This window comes from Paenibacillus sp. J22FR83 (assembly GCF_059691955.1).
This window is the reverse complement of sequence record NZ_JCAUAM010000003.1, coordinates 544,918-562,544: the sequence shown is the minus strand read 5'-3', so window position 1 is coordinate 562,544 and position 17,627 is coordinate 544,918. Positions and strand designations below refer to the sequence as shown.

The window sequence follows — 17,627 nt, the reverse complement described above, 5'->3', positions numbered from 1 at the left end:
GAAGTGCCGCTGTCGATCTTTATACCATCATAAATGGGCTCTCGGGTGTGCGCGATTATAAACATCCTTCATTTTGATCTTCGTAACCTGCACATACAACTGAGTCGAGGAAATGTCGGAATGTCCAAGCATTTCTTGTACAGAACGCAAATCCGCACCATTCTCAATTAAATGAGCAGCGAAGGAATGTCGAAGCGTATGAGGCGTAATTTCGTTCGTAATTTTCGTTTCTAACGCATACCGCTTCATTATTTTCCAGAAACCCTGCCGCGTCATCCGAGTACCTAAGTGTCCGATAAAGAGCGCTTCCTCGTCTACCGATCTTTTGAGCAGTTTGATACGATGGACATGAATATAGCTATCGATCATACGAATGGCAATGCCACTAATCGGAATGATCCGTTCTTTCTCTGCTTTGCCAATACATCGAATGAAGCCCATCTCTAAATTCACATCGGTCATATTAAGTGCGACGAGTTCAGAAACACGAATGCCTGTAGCGTAAAGTAATTCAAGCATAGCTTTATCTCGTGCACCGTTGACCTGCTGGGTTTGAGGCGCCTCTAACAACTTTTCAACCTCATGAATGCTGAGAACCTTAGGTATCCTCTTCTCCAACTTAGGAACCTCGATGAATACAGAAGGATCAGAATCAAGGAGTCGTTCTTTCACCATATATTGAAAAAAAGAGCGTAATGAAACGCGTATTCGTGATAACGTTGCTGAAGCTCGTCCGAGCGTTTTCAACTGTAATAGATAACTCCCAATATGCACTTTACCTGTTTCCCGCCAGCTTGTAATACCTTGCATCTCAAGATAGGTAACTAGTTGAAAGAGATCTCTTTCGTAGGATTCAAGAGTACTCCGTGAAAGTCCCCGTTCAGTCTTCAGAAATTGGATGAAGGATTGCAGTTCACTCGTCATTATGTCAGTCTCTCCCTCGCTTACCTGCTATTCATTCCTTATAATAGCATTCCACGATGAGGGCAGATATTCCTTTATTTTGCGACTTACTCACCATACCAATAAAACAAACGCAATCGCTCGCTCATTGAGCTCGAATCAAAGGAAACATGCTCGCTTTGACCGAACACCTTAACGGATTTCCCCGTCGGGGCTTTGTATTTGTTCACAGGCTGAATCCAGCTGGATACAGCTAACAGCACTTGATACAAGACGACCGTCAGCGCTACAAACACCAGAATATACTGCAAGCGAACAATTAATTTTCGATAGGAAAATATCATAGCTCGGCCTCATTTCCATTCCATTCTTAGGAACAGAATATGAGGCTCGGCCCACGATTATGACAGATCATTCAACTTGGTGTAGGGCATCCCAAGCGCTTCAGCTACCGCTGGGTGGGTAACACTCCCTTTGTACGTATTAACACCTAGCTGAAGTGTGTAGTTCTCTGCTAGGGCTTGTGTGAACCCTTTGTTCGCCAACTCCAATGCGTAAGGCAAGGTGACATTCGTCAATGCAAGCGTTGATGTACGCGGAACGGCCCCTGGCATGTTCGCAACCGCGTAATGCAGGACGCCGAACTTCTCATAGGTTGGATCACTATGAGTCGTTACACGATCAATCGTTTCGATCGAACCCCCTTGATCGACAGCGACATCCACAATGACAGCTCCAGGCTTCATGCTTTGAACCATAGCCGCTGTCACTAATCGGGGAGCTCTAGCTCCGGGGATCAGAACTGCGCCTATGAGCAGATCTGCCTTTTGGACTGCGCTTGCAATATTATATGGATTGGACATCAAGGTACGAAGATGTCCTCCGAAAATGTCATCCAATGCTCGCATCCGATCTGCACTTCGTTCAATAATAACGACATTAGCACCAAGTCCTAATGCCATCTTAGCTGCATTCGTGCCAACAATCCCACCACCTAGAATAATTACGTCCGCAGGTGGAACACCAGGAACTCCGCCAAGCAGAATGCCGCGGCCGCCATAAAATTTCTCGAGATAATGAGCTCCTATTTGTACAGACATCCGTCCTGCTACTTCGCTCATCGGGGTTAACAAGGGCAGAGAGCCATTCGGAAGTTGAATCGTCTCGTAGGCGATACCTATTACTTTCTTCTCTAACAACTGAGTTGCGAGATCATTAGCTGCTGCTAAGTGCAAGTACGTAAATAAAATCTGACCTTCTTTGAAGTAGCCATATTCCGTAGGCAATGGCTCTTTCACTTTCATAATCATATCGCTTTGCGCCCACACATCAACGGCATGGGCTATTATTGCGGCGCCTTCTTGCTTGTAATCCTCATCCGAGAATCCACTGCCAATACCTGCTCCCGCCTCGACCAACACACGATGACCAGACATTTGCAGCATTCCTGCGCCACCCGGGGTCAGTGCAACCCGATTTTCATTATTCTTAATTTCTTTAGGAACGCCAACGACTAGGCTTGGTTTCGACATACTCGCCACCTTCTTCCTTCGGTTGATTCGTCTATAATGTACCCCGACTCCCTTACCAATTATGTGACAGTAAGCTAACTCTCAGCTACTAATTAGCATATGATGCAAACACAAAAATGCCTGTATGCATTTGACTGCAGACAGGCATTTTCATAAATTGAACAGCAGCCTTACGGCAACTGTTAGTGGGATTTCTCCAATGAGTCCGGTTTCCCTCGTTCATTACAACGGTAGCAAATGCCTTGGAAATCAAGACGATGATCTAAGACTTGAAAATGAAATTCAGCTTCTAACCGTTCTTCGAAAGGTCCGAGCCAGTCTTCCATAATTTCGTCTACGGCTCCGCATTGCACACAAATTAAGTGATGATGATGATGTCGCGAATTATCGTCACGCAGATCATAACGTGCAACACCGTCGCCAAAATTCATTTTCTCCAAGACATGCAGTTCACTCAGAAGTTCTAACGTACGGTACACGGTTGCAAGTCCGATCTCTGGCGCTTTATCTTTCACAAGCATGAACACATCTTCTGCACTTAGATGATCTTGTTCATTCTCCAGCAGAACGCGAACGGTAGCTTCCCGTTGAGGCGTAAGCTTGTACCCCTGGGATTGTAATTGTTGTTTGATTTTCTCGATCCTTGCTTCCATATGCCTCCCCCTCAGAAAGGTGGGCATCCTAGCCCATTTTTAGCCACTCTTTTCATTATAGGGGGAGCGAACTTACAAAGTCAAACACAATTCATTACCCATAAACCCCCACCAGCATTGGGGTTACCCATTTCATCATGTATTGGGAGAAGTATCCTTCTAATAAAGCGGCTGCTAAAAGGAACCCTCCCATCACTAACGTGATGGTTGTATATCTCATGAAGGGCTGGTAAATGTTACCACTCCGACTCATAAACCTATGTTTTATAATATAGATCGAGAACGACATCGCGGCCACACTGCAGAAAAGAATCGCTGGTATGACTATTAAATTTTGTGGAACAACAGCCACAAGCGCGAAAAGCATTCCTTTCCACGACATTTGACCCACAAGGTATCCGACTGTGAAACCAATCAGCACACCTTTTAGAAAATCCAACACTAAGATCAGCGGCAAACCAATAATCGATAAGCCAAACAACCAGATTAATAAGATCCACTTCATATGCATACCGAATGCTTGACTAAAAGATTGCCTGCTGTCAATTTCGATGCCTTCATTAATTTCATGGAAAAAACTGCCCAAATGGCGGGTCATTTCGGTCCTTTGTTCCAAGGAAAGCGCATTAACCATGACAGCCCCGAAAACAACGCCAATCACAAAGAGCACAGAGACGAATATAAATAACGGCAAATTATCCTTCATATATTGTTTCATCGTAATGTTCCTATTCACACTCGCCACTCCCTCCTTGTACAACCTCTACAAAGACAAGCTTATGAGCGAAAAGATGAAACTATGAATGATTTTTCTCCACATAAGAATTTATAAGTTTCCGATATACGGAAGATCAAATTCTTATTGGCGATAAAAACAACATCTCTCGGGGTCCCCACAAAGTAATCGGAATTAACTACGAAGCTTGTCATCACTTTGTGGGGTGGAATAGCGGTCGCTTATCCTCGAATGACTTCGATAAAAGTTTTTTTCACTTTGCCGTACTTTCCTCCACCACCAACTTCCAGATGTAAGGTTCCTTCCCGGGCCTTCACAATATAAGCAGCAATCTCGTCCCCAACAATGTCACCTAACTCCTCCGGAGTCGCATGGTGCAGAACCTGCATTTCCGTTCCAAAATAGCTAAGCAATTGTTCTAACTTCTTCGGGCCTAATCCCGGAATGTATTCTAAGGGGACTTGAAAATGGTAAGGCGGACGATGTGCAGGAAGATAAGACATCTCCCGATCCGCAATCGCCATGATGCGATCCATGACGCCGCGCACAATCTTGGTACTGCCACAATCCAAGCAGCGTTCCACAATGGTTTCGCCATCGATCAGCACAGCATCACAAACACTGCAATAGGTTCGATGATACTTTCCTAATCGTGAATTCAAGCCATAATTGGCTGTGACGCCTCTTCCATCCTGACGCTGAAGAGCCTTAACTAACTCCTCAAAGGTTGGTGCAGCCAGTTTCATTTGATTATATTCTCGGCCTATTTTGGCTAAGGAATGCGCGTCCGAATTCGTTAGAAATGTAAAATCATCCAACTCTGAAATGTAACCTGCCATGTCCGAATCGGCACTTAGCCCAAGTTCAACGGCTGGAATTTGCTTCACATCCAGCAAATCGTTCATGCATTTCGTAGCGCTGCCATACACGCTTTTGTGGGGCGTGAAGATGTGCGCAGGGACCAGAATGCCTCCTCTACCCAACACCTCTTCCTGAAGCACACGAGCAGGCACATAGATGCGTTGTGAACTGAGCTCCGCATTTTTCATATGCCGGCTCATCCATTTCGTAAACTCCTGCATTACTTGAAGATTGGGTAGGTAGGCTAGCACATGGGCTGGCCCCATCCCAGGGTCTCTCACTTCAATTTCACTTCCAAGGATGATGGACGTGTTCCGATACCCAATCCCCCCTCCATCGAGCTCCACCATATCTCCTTTATCCAAATACATCATGATCTCATCTTGAACGGTCGGAGAATGCGTGTCGATAATGGAGATCATCTCCATCCCCTTACGGTTCGCGGCTTCATGGGCAATATTGAAAAAGGTTAGATTATTTGCTGCACTAATTTTGACAGCTTGACCTTTCTCTGTCCGGCCAATATGGATATGCAGATCCACATAATAATCCTTCAACATTTAAATCTGTCCCGTTAACTTGTACAGCTGCCAAGCGTAAACTGCCATAATCGTTTTGGCGTCACTGATACGCCCCTCACGCATATACTGCTGTGCTTGTTCCAAGGAAATTGCTTCACAATCAAGGAACTCGTCCTCGTCTGGATTCGCTGTCCCTTTAACTAAATCTTCCGCTATGAATAAATGGATAATCTCATCCGCAAACCCAGGTGACGTCGAAAATGAACTTACCAAACGAATGTTATCTGTCCGATACCCTGTCTCTTCCTCAAGCTCCCGCAAGGCCGCTCTCAGAGGCTCCTCACCGCTATCTAGCTTCCCTGCAGGGATTTCTACCTGGCTCTTCTCTAGCGGCTTACGGTACTGTTCTACGACGATCATTTTATCTCCCAGAAGCGGGATTACGGCTACTGCACCTGGATGCTTGACAATCTCACGGGAAGCTGTTCCACCATTGGGCAACTTCACCTGGTCTACTTGCAGTGAAATAATCTTACCTTTGAAAATCAATTCACTGCTTATCGTTACTTCTTCAAATTTCTTATGGTCTGTCATTTTAGCACCTCATCTTGGTTATTTGGTCTAACTTGTCCACTTCCTGCATATCGTTCATTATAACAAATATTTTCCTGAAAAGAGGGTCAATGATATGAAGAGCTATGTGGATGCCAAGCAAATTCGACTTGTAGGTAAAGCCTGGGAAATTAAATACCAATTGCAACAGATGCTTCAACAAGGAGATCCGAACAAACCACTGGTTGAATATTTAGCCCACTTGTACATATCACAGAAGACTTCTTCATATACCCATATCCCTCAACTTCGTATCGTTTCCTCCTAAAATAAAACGAAAACCGATTAGCCGCGCCAGTTGGCGGACGAATCGGTTTTTATTTTGCAAGGAATCCTAAACCTTAGCCGCTTCTTTCACGAGTGCCACGACGAGCTCAGCTGTTTTGACAAGGTCACGGATCGCAATGCGCTCTTTGACCGTATGGATGTCTAAATAACCAACGGCCAAATTTACAGTGGGAATTCCCATCCCGTTGAAAACATTCGCATCACTACCGCCACCTGAGTGGAAGGTACTCGCAGTTAAACCAATCGTGTTCATCGCACGAGAGGTTAATTGTACAATCGGTGCCGAATCGTCATGCATATAGGAGGCATACACGATATCCGCATGAAATTCACAGGTCGTGCCCGCTTCCGCCGCAGCGGCTTCGCACGCCTGTTTCATGGCAGCGATTTGTGCTTCCAATTTGTGCTGCACAATACTGCGTGCTTCAGCTTCCATCTTCACTTTATCGCATACCACGTTCAATGGGCCTACGCCCGAAAAGCTGCCAATGTTCGCAGTTGTTTCATTATCGATCCTACCCAATGACATGCGGGAGACTGCTTTACTTGCCACTTGAATGGCTGAGATGCCATCTTCGGGATTCACGCCTGCATGTGCGGTTTTGCCATGGAAAATGATTTCAATTTCTGCACGTCCCGGTGCAGCAGTCGCAATCGCACCAAGGTTCCCGTTGGAATCTAGTGCGAAGCCATACTGAGCTTCCATGGAGCTGCGCTCCATGGCGCGAGCACCTTTCAAGCCGCTCTCTTCGCCAGCTGTAATAACGAACTGGATACGACCATGCGGTATGTTCTGTTCTTTCAGAACTTGAATACCTTCGAGCATAGCGGCAATTCCAGCTTTATCATCACTGCCAAGAATCGTAGTTCCATCAGAACGAATATAGCCATCTTCGCCAATTTGTGGTTTAATCCCATTCCCTGGGGCAACTGTGTCCATATGCGAGGTGAAGAAAATGGTAGGAATCGCCGGATTGCTGTCTGTTGCTTCCAATGTACAGATCAAGTTGCCAGCACCGTGTCCGCTCTTAGACATCGATGCATCCTCGACGACATGCAAGCCATACTTCCCGAATTTCTCTTTGAGCACTACGCAGATTTCTTGCTCAAATCTAGTTTCACTATCCACTTGAATGAGGGAAATGAATTCTTGAACTAAGCGATCTTGCTTAATCATATACTTTCCTCCGATACACACTTTGAGTTACAATAAAACGGTACAAGCTTGGACGAAAAGGAGTGAATCCCGTTGCTACAGAATAAGAAATGGTTTAAAGTCGTTATTTACATTATGCTCTTCGTTATGCTGTTATCCAGTTTATTGTTTACAGCCGGATTATTTTTCACATCATAATCCATTAGTAAATTTTGGTATCCGCGTTGTAGCTTTCAAGATTTTCTTTCACTCGTTGTAGGAACCTGCCACAGATCACACCATCTAGAATCCTGTGATCGAGCGACAAACAAAGGTTAACCATGGAACGCACCGCTATCATATCTTGAATCACGACAGGCTTCTTCACGATCGATTCGAATGTCACAATCGCCGCTTGCGGGTAGTTAATGATTGGATACGACAGAATCGAACCGAAGGAGCCTGTATTATTAACGGTAAATGTACCGCCAACCATATCCGTGAGTGCTAGTTTCCCCGCACGCGTTTTCTTCGTCAACTCATCAATTTCCCTAGCGAGGCCTGCAATATTCTTCTGATCTGCTTTCTTGATCACTGGCGTCATAACGGAATCTTCTGTACCCACGGACAAGGAAATATTAATATCGCGTTTCACGATAATTTTATCTACAGCCCACACGGAATTAATAATCGGATAATCTTTGATCGCGTTGACAACGGCTTTCAGCATAAATGCAAGATACGTTAAGTTGATGCCCTCGCGGCGCATGAACTCATCCTTTACTTTGTTACGCAAGACGACTAAGTTCGTTACATCCACTTCAATCATAGTCCAAGCGTGTGGAATTTCAGTAACGCTCTGACGCATCTTCGTAGCAATCGCATTACGCATTGGCGTTACATCAATGAAATGCTCATTCCGAGCATCCTGATTATGACCTTCAGCTTCGATCAGCGGCGTTTGTGGACTTGCTGATAAATGAATCCCAGAGCTGCGAACAGGCTGACTTGCTGGTTCTTCTGGAGCAACAGGTGCAAGAGTTGCTGCTGGCACAGCCTGAACAGCCACAGGTGCCGTACTAGCCCCGCCTGAAGCAATGTAGGTCTCTACATCCTTACGTGTTATACGTCCGCCAAGGCCGGTCCCTGCAACTCGTGACAAATCGACACGGTTATCTTGGGCAAGTCTGTGGACGGCTGGCGAGAAGCGGCCACGCATGCTTTGATCCGCGTCTTCGGAAGCAACAGCTGTGTCTGTGACAGCGTTAGGCGCTGCCGAAGACGTCGCTGAGGAGCCAGCAGGCTCCTCAATGACACAGATCGCTTCGCCAACTGCCGCCGTTTCACCATCACCGACAATAATTTTAATGAGTTTGCCTTCAATGGGACTAGGCATTTCTGTATTTACTTTCTCCGTGAATAGCTCACAAAGAACGTCATATTGTTCAATATAATCGCCTGGCTTCTTAAGCCATTTGCCGATTGTAGCCGAAACGAGACTTTCCGCCAAATGCGGAACAGTTACCTCGGTGAGGCGGCCGGTTTGGTTCATACGAGTACCTCCTAATTTCGGAAAAGATCAACGAATAAGAACAGGGTCCTATCTAGAATAAAGCAAGCTGACGCATAGCATCCTTCAACTTATCCGCATTGAGAAGGAAAAACTTCTCCATCGGAGGATTACTAGCAACGGCTGGTACATCAGGACCGCATAATCTTGCGATTGGCGCGTCTAGCTCAAATAGCAGTTCTTCCGCGATAATCGCAGATACCTCTGCGCCGACACCACCTGTTTTGTTATCCTCATGAGTGATGAGCACTTTACCTGTTTTTCTAGCGGCTTCTAGGATGGCATTGCGATCGAGTGGCTGCAAGGTACGTAAGTCTAGGACATGAGCCGAGATTCCCTCCTTAGCCAGCTCCTCAGCAGCTTGAAGCACATAATTAACAACCATACCATAGGCGATGACCGTAATATCCGTACCTTGTCGCTTCACATCAGCTTGGCCAATCGGTACGATATAGTCTTCTTCTGGGACGTCGGCTGATAAGGCTAAGTAACATTTCTTATGTTCAAAATACAGCACAGGATCGCCATCGCGGATCGCTGCTTTAAGCAGGCCCTTCGCATCATAAGGATTCGATGGTGCGACGATTTTGAGTCCTGGCGTGCCGAAGAACACCGATTCTGGACATTGTGAATGGTACAGGGCACCCGCGCCAGTTGCACCATAAGGAGCGCGAATAACGATTGGGCAGCTCCAGTCATTGTTCGAACGATAGCGAATTTTCGCCGCTTCGCTTAAGATTTGATTCGTTGCCGGGAAAATAAAATCGGCAAATTGAATTTCAGCGATCGGCTTCATCCCGTACATCGCTGCGCCGATGGCCACACCAACGATCGCCGATTCTGCAAGTGGCGTATCCATGACGCGTTCTTCGCCAAAGAGATCGCGAAGTCCTTTGGTCGTGTTAAGAACGCCGCCTTTCCCTACGTCCTCACCTAGGACGAATACGTTATCGTCCTGTTGCATTTCCTCCTGCATCGCAGAACGGATTGCTTCCAAATATGTTATAACAGCCATCTCTATTTGCCATCTCCTTCCGCGTAAACATGAAGAAGCGTATCTTCCGGCTTCGGATAAGGGGCAAGATCAGCATACTTCGTTGCTTCATTGACTTCTTGCTTTTGGCGTTCTTGAAGCGCAAGGTCTTGCTCTTCGCTCCACAGTTCACAAGCAATGAGATACTCCTTGAATTTCAAAATGCCATCCTTCTTGCGATTCTCTTCAACTTCTTCCTTCGTACGGTACAACATATCGTCATCGGACGTGGAGTGCGGCATAATGCGATAGCACATCATTTCGATCAAAGTTGGACCTTCCCCACGAAGAGCTCTTTCTCTTGCTTCTTTCGTTACGCGATACATTTCCAAGACATCGGTGCCATCAACTTGAACACCAGGGAAACCATAGCCTATGGCACGATCTGCGATTTTGCCTGCCACCTGCTTATGAATAGGGACCGAAATCGCATACTGATTATTTTCACAAACAAAGATAACCGGAAGTTTATGTACACCCGCAAAATTGCAACCCTCATGGAAGTCGCCTTGGTTACTGGAGCCTTCACCGAAGGAAACGAAGGTAACGAAATCTTGTTTCTTCATCTTAGCCGCCAAAGCAATCCCCGCTGCGTGCGGAACTTGCGTTGTAACCGGGGAGGATGCCGTTACGATATGATTTTTACGATCACCGAAGTGACCTGCCATCTGTCTGCCTCCGCTATTCACATCTTCCGCTTTACAGAAAATAGCGAGCATGAGATCCTTCACTGTCATTCCAACTGATAATACGAAAGCATAATCACGGTAATATGGCAAGAAATAGTCCTTCTGACTCTGCATCGCGAACGCCATACCAACTTGTCCGGCATATTGTCCCATGCCTGATACGTGAAACGGAATTTTACCTGCGCGTTGCAGCATGAATGCTCTCTCATCGAATTTCGTTGCAAGGCTCATAACCGTATACATACGTACGGCATCATCATCGGATAATCCTAAACTTCTGTGCTTATATAGCTGACCAATGGACATGGAGTTTGCCTCCTTAGTGAGATGTAATGGCTACTAAAAACTTAATACCTGGTCCTAGTACTTGACTCTATAAGCATATTATAAACGCAAACGTTTATGATTACAATTTTTATCCGCTAATTGCAATGCCATCCACAGCAAGCATCGCTTCCCCCAAGGCTTCCGAAAGAGTTGGATGAGGATGAATGGTTTGTCCTACTTCCCAAGGGGTTGCATTCAACACCTGGGCTAGCGCGGCTTCAGTAATGCTGTTAGTTACTTGAGGGCCAATCATGTGAACCCCGAGAATGTCATTCGTCGCTTTATCTGCAATGACTTTCACAAAGCCATCCGAATCTCCATAAACTAGAGCTTTCCCTATTCCCTTGAAACTAAATTTGCCAACTTTCACTTGTCGACCTTGGTCAATCGCCTGCTGCTGGGTCCAACCAACACTCGCAATCTCAGGTCTTGTGTAGGTACATTTGGAAACGAGGTGTGTCTGAAGTTCATCGGGCTGATGTCCGGCAATATGTTCCGCTGCCAGAATTCCCTCATGGCCTGCCATATGCGCCAGCATCAGTCCGCCGATGACATCACCAACTGCATAGATATGAGATTCTGTTGTCTGCATATAGCGATTCACACGTATGACGCCTTTATCAATTTTGACATCGGTATTCTCTAAACCCATCGCTTCGACATTCGCCACGCGACCAACCGAGACTAACACGCGTTCAGCAGAAAGTTCATGCAGCTCCCCCTGCTTGTCCACTTGCATTGTCACCTTGCCATCTGCCACTTTCACTGAATCCTTAATCAACTTCGTGCCCGTTTCTAATTTAATCCCACGTTTCTTGAATAAACGCTCTAACTCTTTCGACACATCTTCGTCTTCTAGGTTAACTAATCGTTTATCGACTTCTACAATCGTTACCTCTACACCAAAATCATTTAACATCGAAGCCCATTCAACCCCGATGACACCGCCGCCAACGATGATGATCGATTTCGGCAAGTTCTCCATCCGTAAAGCATCTTCGCTCGTGATAATGTGGGTTCCGTCAATCTCCAAACCTGGCAAACTGCGTGGTCTAGAGCCCGTTGCAATAATTAAATTACTCGATAGAAGCGTTTCAATATCGCCATCCTCCTTCTCAACCGAAACAGCACCGCTGCGTGGTGAGAAAATGGAAGGTCCAATAATCCGGCCATTTCCGTGGTGAATGGTAATTTTATTCTTTTTCATCAGAAATTGAAGTCCTTGATGCAGTTGATCGACAATTCGTTGCTTGCGACCTAGAACTCCATCAAAATTCAACGAGACCTCTTGCGCCGTGATGCCATAATCCTCACTATGCTTCATCGCGGCATACACTTCCGCACTCCTAAGCAAGGCTTTACTCGGGATACACCCCTGATGCAAGCAGGTCCCCCCCATTTTGTCACGTTCAACAATTGCCACTGTCTTCCCAAGTTGAGCAGCTCGAATTGCAGCTGTATAACCGCCAATTCCTCCACCTAAAACTACTACATCATATCTATGTTCACTCATGTATGATTAGCCTCCTATGAAACATTTCCTTGTTATATGTATATGTGCGTCTCTCTTATATTACCCTTTTTTGGGATCGAAGTCATAGTCTTATTTCTGAATTAGACACGCTAGCGGTTTCGGGTTATGATGGTAGAAAACATGTTTCATGTCTTATGAGGAGTTACTAATTACTATGAAAGCACCCTTTTATCGTTTTGTTGCTATTCTCCTTCTCGTTATTCCTGGTGTAACTGCAACTTATGGTTTTCTAGCCATGAAAGATGCCTTCTTTGCTCAGTTTGATACAGTTGCGAATAGCGGTATGTTATGGGGAAAATTCTTTTTGGGCTTAGTCCTATTCCTGATCGGGGTCGCTTTTATTGGCGGATGGACGTTCTTTCGGGATCGCAAACGGAATTATTTGGCCCCACGATTCAAACCCAAACGCAACAAATAGACCGGACAATGTGTCCGGTCTTTTATTTTGAACACCTTTCATTCAACACCAACAAGCTTCCATACAACATGACTCGCTCGTTTAAGGATCCAGTGCAGCTGGAACAGACTTAACCCAATAAAAACACAGGATAGACCGATCGTGGAGAGCGCTTCTCTTCGCCAATTCGCCGGTTGCTGAGTTAGCGCTTGTAAGCATTTGATATCAACGAGGCGAGCACCGATTTTCATTCGAACTAGCAAAGCACTGCCCATATTAGCTAACCCTTTGGTCACAAAATCACTCATATACGATCGTACACCCACCGTAACCAGCCATTCGCCCCCCTTTTCATAGGCTAACAATAACGCGGCATCCTCACTGTTTCCAATACAAGGTAAGTAATGATGAGGGCTGCTAAAGCTAGCAGACGACTCCTTGTCACCAACTCCCAGTGGATCGGGGTAGGTGTGGACAATAATTTCGGCACCACTGTTCCACATGCGATTCGAAATTTGAGCTGCATCACTCACAATAACATCCGGATGATAACCGCCTAACAACAGTGCATCTGCACCTGCACCTACCCCAAGTAATACCGGCTTAAACGCCGTGATAAAACCACTAGCAGCTTGCAAATCCTTCTTATACCCTTTTCCATCAGAGACGATTAAGATATGTCGACCCGTGAATAGCGTACGCAGCGGCAAGTTAGGCAAAGACTCTCGAACTGCTTGCTTCTCGCGCATAGCAAATGCCAACGTACCTTCAATAAAAGGCTCCCACCGCTCATTGGCATGGTCATTCGCCATCCGTTGGGCAAGCAGCCAATCTTCTCGCGTAAACGGTTTGAACGGGATAGATTGACCGCCTACATGAATCCTATCTTGATAAATCAGTATTTCGGATTCGTTCAGAAAGATATCAGCATGAGCTGCATCCACTTCCATAATAGGGATATGTTGCTGTAGAAGTAATAATGGACCTTCCGTCGGAAACCTGCCGCTCATGACTTGCCCACAATGTACGATCGCTTTCACTCTGCGATTCAACAGATCTTGCGCTTGTTCTTCCTCGATATCACTCTGCGACAACACGAGAATTCGAGCACTCGAAAGCTTCTCATTTATTTCAACGGAAGGAGCTATTTTAGCTATTTTCCCTTTGCACACTAGATTAGGTTTCGCAGTAAATAAAGATAAAGATGACCAATTCATGGTTAGACACCTAGCTTTCCTAACGTAAGTCTCATGGCCTATCTAATTTACCCGAACCCACAAAATTCTATGTATATTTTAAGCTTGGGATGGCAAGCATTGGTTTATATTCGTAGGGAAGGAGAGGGACATCTATGGAGCTAAACATGAGCGCAGACGAAGTGTTAGGCCAAATTGTACAGCTTCACAGCACAGGAGAATCGCTAGCCAAAAAAAACGTGAAGAAGCTGCATCCTGATCTTATGAAAAACGCCTTGTATTACTACCCAAGCTGGGAACATGCATTACAGAAGACTGGAGTAGACACCATTGTTCACTAATCATACATAGGTTGTATTCTGATGCTCCGTGAGGTTGATCCTTACGGAGCCGTTTTATACTTACTCCTCAAGAACTTCCCATTCCACTTGAACCATCCGATCAACCCATGTTCGGATTTTCACTTCAATTGCTTGCTCGATCTCATCGTCCGTCATTTCACCAAGCTTATGCTCAGCAATTTCGAGAACGTCGGTTTTCTTCGTTTCACCATCTATCGCTAACTGAATTTGAATACGCATCTTGTTCACCCTTTTTCATTATCAACTAAACTTTCCATTGCCTCTTCTGCATCATCTGTTACAATAGAACTATGAACATACTTCATCTAGAAAAGGGGAATTGCCATGTCTCGATCCCATGCGCAGAAATTGCGTCAACGCCAAATACGTGAAGGAAAGCTGGACCCTGTGATGCAGCGGTTGCACTGGCACGGTACGAACCCCGTAACCAGAACCACACCAACACGAGCAGAGCTTCAAAACAAACAACAGAATAAACACAAATCAAGGAATTTGAACCATACTGTTGAATATGGGGATAATTCCTTTTGTTATTCTTGGCCGCCTACTTCTCGAATTGTAATCCCTTGTAGAGCCGCATAATGAATCATTTCTTCTTTCTCTGACGGTCGAAACTGATATTTGCAATCGAACCCATTGAAGAATAATTGCCAGTGTTTAACGACACCTTGTTCATCAACTTCAAGCGCTGCCACGTATAAAGAATCAGGCTCATCCTCGAACTGTAAACCGATATGAATGTAGGTCTGACCTTCCGAAATTTCCTGTTCACAATAGTCCATGATCACGTCTAGATGACCTCCTATTGAATAAAATCTTTTTTATTTATATAATATACTAATGCAACTGAGCAAACAAAGAGAAAAGCATGTTAATTTATGAATTTGCGATGTAGAATGTCTAGCTGAGCAAACTCTTAGGAGGAAATACATATGGCCTACGATCCGCAGGTAGTTGATGCAACAATAGTGAGTGATAATAAAAAGAACGGACTTTTCGAGGTTGTCGTTTCTTTGAAAGACCGTAACAAATGCCGTCTATTCTTTGAAAGAGATGCTGAAACTGGCATCGGCCGCGTAACGGATCTCAACCGTTTAATGAAAGAGCCTTGCCCAATTTGCCGCAAAGATTACCTATGCAATTGTCTTGATCGTTATAAGTACTCCATCGCTGATCAAGCTTTGACGTTCATTAAGTAATCACGTAGAAAACCCCTTAGCCACATCGGCTAAGGGGTTTCTTGTTTAATACACACTTATTCGTAGAGAACTCGGTAGAGACCTTCTAGCAAGCTCTGGTAATTTCTCGGATCATAGGTGATCTCCGCAAAGGAAACATGAATGACCTTATTGCTGGTTTTCACAATGAAAAAACTATCCTCGCTATGCTCTGCATCAATATAGGTGTAGCATACCAACTGACTGCTACCTGTTTGTTTGCGTAGAAATTCAGACGCTTCCTCACTCTCATTCGCAAACTTAGGCATACGCCCACCTCCTAAGCACAATTCTCTGTAGCATCACGCTATTAGGATTGCGATGTCTTTTTCCTCTTCAATGCCAAATATCCGCCTAGAAGCGATACCGGTACGATTGCTACTAATCCTATCAGTTCATACCATAGAGGGATGATATCTTGCGTTAAAATTGAGTCAAATCCAATCCCTGCGCCTATGACCCCAATGATCGCTGCATTGAATAGTTCTCCTCGCTTGGCAACCTTCGCGGTGAAGTAACTACCGAGGAACGTCCAAAATAAACCAACGATCAGAAAAAATAGCAATAGACCCCCATTTGAATAAATCGCATTGATATCTTGATCTTCCAACGGGGTATTAGCAAAATATAGACTACCAATAACCCCTGACGACAACATCGTCCCGATATTATCAATAGCTATTCCCAGCACAACGGCTAGGAAATGAAATTTACGTACACTTTTTTCTTCCGACATAGACTCTTCTTCTCTCCTGCTCACATCTGACTATTCTCTCAACTTAACCATAATACCATGTCAATTGGCTACTAGCTAGTTCAGTTAGAACTATGACAATGCCCACCAATTCGCATTGGGATTGGATTGCACTTCGGAATTCTTTAAGATAAGGGTCTGTCCGATCAGTGGCGTGACAATCTTAACTCCTTTGGCATCCGCGGCTTTCGCGGCACGTGTCACTGGATCATTCCAGTCATGAATAGCTAATGTAAAGGCACCCCAGTGGATCGGAAGCATCACCTTTCCTCTCACATCCAAATGTGCTTGAACCGTTTCTTCCGGCATTAAGTGAATATCCGCCCAACGTTCATCATATTGCCCGCATTCCATCAAGGTCAGATCGAAGGGTCCGTATTTATCGCCAATTTCCTTAAAATGAGGTGTGTACCCACTGTCGCCACTGAAAAATAGGCTATCGTTCTTTCCTTTAATGACCCAAGAACACCATAAGGTTGCCCCGCGATCATTCGTACTACGTCCAGAGAAATGATTAGCTGGTGTACATGCCAGCTCAAGACCTTCGAATGATACGTCCTCCCACCAATCATGCTCCTCAATCGTAGCTGCTGGAACTCCCCAGCGGATTAAATGAGCGCCTACGCCTAGCGGAACAATAAACCGTTTCACTTTATGTTTGATTTTCATAATCGAACCATAGTCCAAATGGTCATAATGATCATGCGATATAATAACTGCATCAATCTGCGGCAGCTCTGCAATCTCAAATGGAATTCCACCGCTGTATCTGTTTTTACCTACCCATGGAAATGGGGAAGGCGTTCTTCCGAACATCGGATCGAGAAGTAAAGCTTTCCCATCGATAGTAATCAAGCTAGCTGAGTGACCGAACCATGTAACAGTCGTATCCCCATTCACGTTAAACTGAGGCTTCTCCATGGGTAAAGGGGCCTTAGGCCGCCGGTAGGGGCTTCCCTTGATCATATCGCGCAAAATCCCTAGCGTCGTGCCGAAATTCATGTTCATCATGGCTGGGACTGGATTTTCGAACTTGTTATGCGCATATTGGGGAGATTTGCTAAACCTTCGAATATCAACTTCGGATGGTTTGCGACCGAATACTGGATACATGTTCATAAAGAGGACATACACACCTATCAAAATTACAATAATCACTAGCGCCACTAACATTCGCATTGCCTCCATGCTTCTAATTCCGCTTACACGTTTCTCCTGTACTAACGAATAAGCTAGGATGTAATAACGTAACAACTTTACCTTTGGTTCCATTTTTCATATCGCATGCTCCCCAACCTCATATTTAT

General features: G+C 45.2%; 24 protein-coding genes. 6 read left to right on the top strand and 18 right to left on the bottom strand.

Features of this window, described 5'->3' with window-relative positions:
- Nucleotides 1-27: 27 nt before the first annotated feature.
- The 7 genes from xerD to AC58PV_RS08290 all read right to left on the bottom strand — a co-directional run bounded on the left by xerD (nucleotide 28) and on the right by AC58PV_RS08290 (nucleotide 5,800).
- Nucleotides 28-924 carry a site-specific tyrosine recombinase XerD gene (gene xerD, locus AC58PV_RS08320; RefSeq protein WP_497431787.1) on the bottom strand — a complete coding sequence of 299 codons (897 nt, stop codon included), beginning with the start codon at nucleotides 922-924 and terminating at the stop codon, nucleotides 28-30.
- 86 nt (nucleotides 925-1,010) lie between these two features.
- Nucleotides 1,011-1,247 (bottom strand): DUF4227 family protein, encoded by a 237-nt coding sequence (locus AC58PV_RS08315; protein WP_497431786.1) that lies wholly within the window; start codon nucleotides 1,245-1,247, stop codon nucleotides 1,011-1,013.
- Between the two features lie 57 nt (nucleotides 1,248-1,304).
- Nucleotides 1,305-2,435: an alanine dehydrogenase gene (ald, locus tag AC58PV_RS08310; protein ID WP_497431785.1), complete on the bottom strand. Its 1,131-nt coding sequence runs from the start codon at nucleotides 2,433-2,435 to the stop codon at nucleotides 1,305-1,307.
- 182 nt (nucleotides 2,436-2,617) lie between these two features.
- Complete coding sequence (fur, locus tag AC58PV_RS08305; protein ID WP_497431784.1) at nucleotides 2,618-3,088, bottom strand: ferric iron uptake transcriptional regulator; 471 nt, start codon at nucleotides 3,086-3,088, stop codon at nucleotides 2,618-2,620.
- Nucleotides 3,089-3,182: 94 nt separating this feature from the next.
- Nucleotides 3,183-3,824 (bottom strand): stage II sporulation protein M, encoded by a 642-nt coding sequence (gene spoIIM, locus AC58PV_RS08300; RefSeq protein ID WP_497431783.1) that lies wholly within the window; start codon nucleotides 3,822-3,824, stop codon nucleotides 3,183-3,185.
- A gap of 221 nt (nucleotides 3,825-4,045) precedes the next feature.
- A complete protein-coding gene (locus AC58PV_RS08295) occupies nucleotides 4,046-5,245 on the bottom strand; it encodes an endonuclease Q family protein (RefSeq protein WP_497431782.1) in 1,200 nt (399 codons plus the stop codon).
- Nucleotides 5,246-5,800, bottom strand: coding sequence for an NUDIX hydrolase (locus tag AC58PV_RS08290; RefSeq protein WP_497431781.1), 555 nt, complete (start codon nucleotides 5,798-5,800; stop codon nucleotides 5,246-5,248).
- 94 nt (nucleotides 5,801-5,894) lie between these two features.
- Between AC58PV_RS08290 and mciZ the strand changes: the two genes are divergently transcribed.
- The gene (gene mciZ, locus AC58PV_RS08285; protein ID WP_497431780.1) at nucleotides 5,895-6,086 is read left to right on the top strand and encodes a Z-ring formation inhibitor MciZ; all 192 of its coding nucleotides are present in this window, start codon (nucleotides 5,895-5,897) and stop codon (nucleotides 6,084-6,086) included.
- Between the two features lie 66 nt (nucleotides 6,087-6,152).
- On the opposite strand, the gene AC58PV_RS08280 is transcribed toward mciZ, so the two are convergent.
- Nucleotides 6,153-7,283 (bottom strand): M20/M25/M40 family metallo-hydrolase, encoded by a 1,131-nt coding sequence (locus AC58PV_RS08280; protein ID WP_497431779.1) that lies wholly within the window; start codon nucleotides 7,281-7,283, stop codon nucleotides 6,153-6,155.
- 72 nt (nucleotides 7,284-7,355) lie between these two features.
- Here AC58PV_RS08280 and prli42 point away from each other — a divergent pair, with 72 nt between their 5' ends.
- The gene (gene prli42 / locus AC58PV_RS08275) at nucleotides 7,356-7,460 is read left to right on the top strand and encodes a stressosome-associated protein Prli42 (protein WP_157256922.1); all 105 of its coding nucleotides are present in this window, start codon (nucleotides 7,356-7,358) and stop codon (nucleotides 7,458-7,460) included.
- A gap of 4 nt (nucleotides 7,461-7,464) precedes the next feature.
- Here prli42 and AC58PV_RS08270 read toward each other — a convergent pair whose 3' ends face one another.
- The 4 genes from AC58PV_RS08270 to lpdA all read right to left on the bottom strand — a co-directional run bounded on the left by AC58PV_RS08270 (nucleotide 7,465) and on the right by lpdA (nucleotide 12,373).
- Nucleotides 7,465-8,793, bottom strand: a complete 1,329-nt coding sequence (locus AC58PV_RS08270; RefSeq protein ID WP_497431778.1) for a dihydrolipoamide acetyltransferase family protein — start codon at nucleotides 8,791-8,793, stop codon at nucleotides 7,465-7,467.
- Nucleotides 8,794-8,845: 52 nt separating this feature from the next.
- Nucleotides 8,846-9,826 carry an alpha-ketoacid dehydrogenase subunit beta gene (locus tag AC58PV_RS08265; RefSeq protein WP_068661969.1) on the bottom strand — a complete coding sequence of 327 codons (981 nt, stop codon included), beginning with the start codon at nucleotides 9,824-9,826 and terminating at the stop codon, nucleotides 8,846-8,848.
- Nucleotides 9,827-9,828: 2 nt separating this feature from the next.
- Complete coding sequence (locus AC58PV_RS08260) at nucleotides 9,829-10,839, bottom strand: thiamine pyrophosphate-dependent dehydrogenase E1 component subunit alpha (RefSeq protein ID WP_497431777.1); 1,011 nt, start codon at nucleotides 10,837-10,839, stop codon at nucleotides 9,829-9,831.
- Nucleotides 10,840-10,948: 109 nt separating this feature from the next.
- The gene (lpdA, locus tag AC58PV_RS08255) at nucleotides 10,949-12,373 is read right to left on the bottom strand and encodes a dihydrolipoyl dehydrogenase (RefSeq protein ID WP_497431776.1); all 1,425 of its coding nucleotides are present in this window, start codon (nucleotides 12,371-12,373) and stop codon (nucleotides 10,949-10,951) included.
- A 175-nt stretch (nucleotides 12,374-12,548) separates the two neighbouring features.
- On the opposite strand from lpdA, the gene AC58PV_RS08250 reads away from it, so the two are divergent.
- A complete protein-coding gene (locus AC58PV_RS08250) occupies nucleotides 12,549-12,812 on the top strand; it encodes a DUF2627 domain-containing protein (RefSeq protein ID WP_068661972.1) in 264 nt (87 codons plus the stop codon).
- A gap of 38 nt (nucleotides 12,813-12,850) precedes the next feature.
- Here the strand turns inward: AC58PV_RS08250 and steA are convergent, their stop codons facing one another.
- Nucleotides 12,851-14,008 (bottom strand): putative cytokinetic ring protein SteA, encoded by a 1,158-nt coding sequence (steA, locus tag AC58PV_RS08245; RefSeq protein ID WP_497431775.1) that lies wholly within the window; start codon nucleotides 14,006-14,008, stop codon nucleotides 12,851-12,853.
- A 134-nt stretch (nucleotides 14,009-14,142) separates the two neighbouring features.
- Here steA and AC58PV_RS08240 point away from each other — a divergent pair, with 134 nt between their 5' ends.
- Entirely contained in the window at nucleotides 14,143-14,328 is a 186-nt protein-coding gene (locus AC58PV_RS08240; protein WP_497431774.1) for a hypothetical protein, read from the top strand.
- 60 nt (nucleotides 14,329-14,388) lie between these two features.
- Here the strand turns inward: AC58PV_RS08240 and AC58PV_RS08235 are convergent, their stop codons facing one another.
- Nucleotides 14,389-14,568: a hypothetical protein gene (locus AC58PV_RS08235; RefSeq protein ID WP_497431773.1), complete on the bottom strand. Its 180-nt coding sequence runs from the start codon at nucleotides 14,566-14,568 to the stop codon at nucleotides 14,389-14,391.
- Nucleotides 14,569-14,673: 105 nt separating this feature from the next.
- On the opposite strand from AC58PV_RS08235, the gene brfA reads away from it, so the two are divergent.
- Nucleotides 14,674-14,931, top strand: a complete 258-nt coding sequence (brfA, locus tag AC58PV_RS08230) for a ribosome rescue factor BrfA (RefSeq protein ID WP_497431772.1) — start codon at nucleotides 14,674-14,676, stop codon at nucleotides 14,929-14,931.
- On the opposite strand, the gene AC58PV_RS08225 is transcribed toward brfA, so the two are convergent.
- On the bottom strand, nucleotides 14,880-15,137 hold the full coding sequence (locus tag AC58PV_RS08225; RefSeq protein ID WP_497431771.1) for a hypothetical protein: 258 nt from the start codon (nucleotides 15,135-15,137) through the stop codon (nucleotides 14,880-14,882). The genes brfA and AC58PV_RS08225 overlap by 52 nt on opposite strands.
- A 144-nt stretch (nucleotides 15,138-15,281) precedes the next feature.
- On the opposite strand from AC58PV_RS08225, the gene AC58PV_RS08220 reads away from it, so the two are divergent.
- Entirely contained in the window at nucleotides 15,282-15,548 is a 267-nt protein-coding gene (locus tag AC58PV_RS08220) for a hypothetical protein (RefSeq protein ID WP_068661976.1), read from the top strand.
- A gap of 56 nt (nucleotides 15,549-15,604) precedes the next feature.
- Here AC58PV_RS08220 and AC58PV_RS08215 read toward each other — a convergent pair whose 3' ends face one another.
- The 3 genes from AC58PV_RS08215 to AC58PV_RS08205 all read right to left on the bottom strand — a co-directional run bounded on the left by AC58PV_RS08215 (nucleotide 15,605) and on the right by AC58PV_RS08205 (nucleotide 17,493).
- Complete coding sequence (locus AC58PV_RS08215; protein ID WP_497431770.1) at nucleotides 15,605-15,835, bottom strand: hypothetical protein; 231 nt, start codon at nucleotides 15,833-15,835, stop codon at nucleotides 15,605-15,607.
- A gap of 41 nt (nucleotides 15,836-15,876) precedes the next feature.
- The gene (locus AC58PV_RS08210) at nucleotides 15,877-16,302 is read right to left on the bottom strand and encodes a hypothetical protein (RefSeq protein ID WP_497431769.1); all 426 of its coding nucleotides are present in this window, start codon (nucleotides 16,300-16,302) and stop codon (nucleotides 15,877-15,879) included.
- A gap of 90 nt (nucleotides 16,303-16,392) precedes the next feature.
- On the bottom strand, nucleotides 16,393-17,493 hold the full coding sequence (locus AC58PV_RS08205) for an MBL fold metallo-hydrolase (protein WP_497431768.1): 1,101 nt from the start codon (nucleotides 17,491-17,493) through the stop codon (nucleotides 16,393-16,395).
- Nucleotides 17,494-17,627 lie beyond the last annotated feature (134 nt).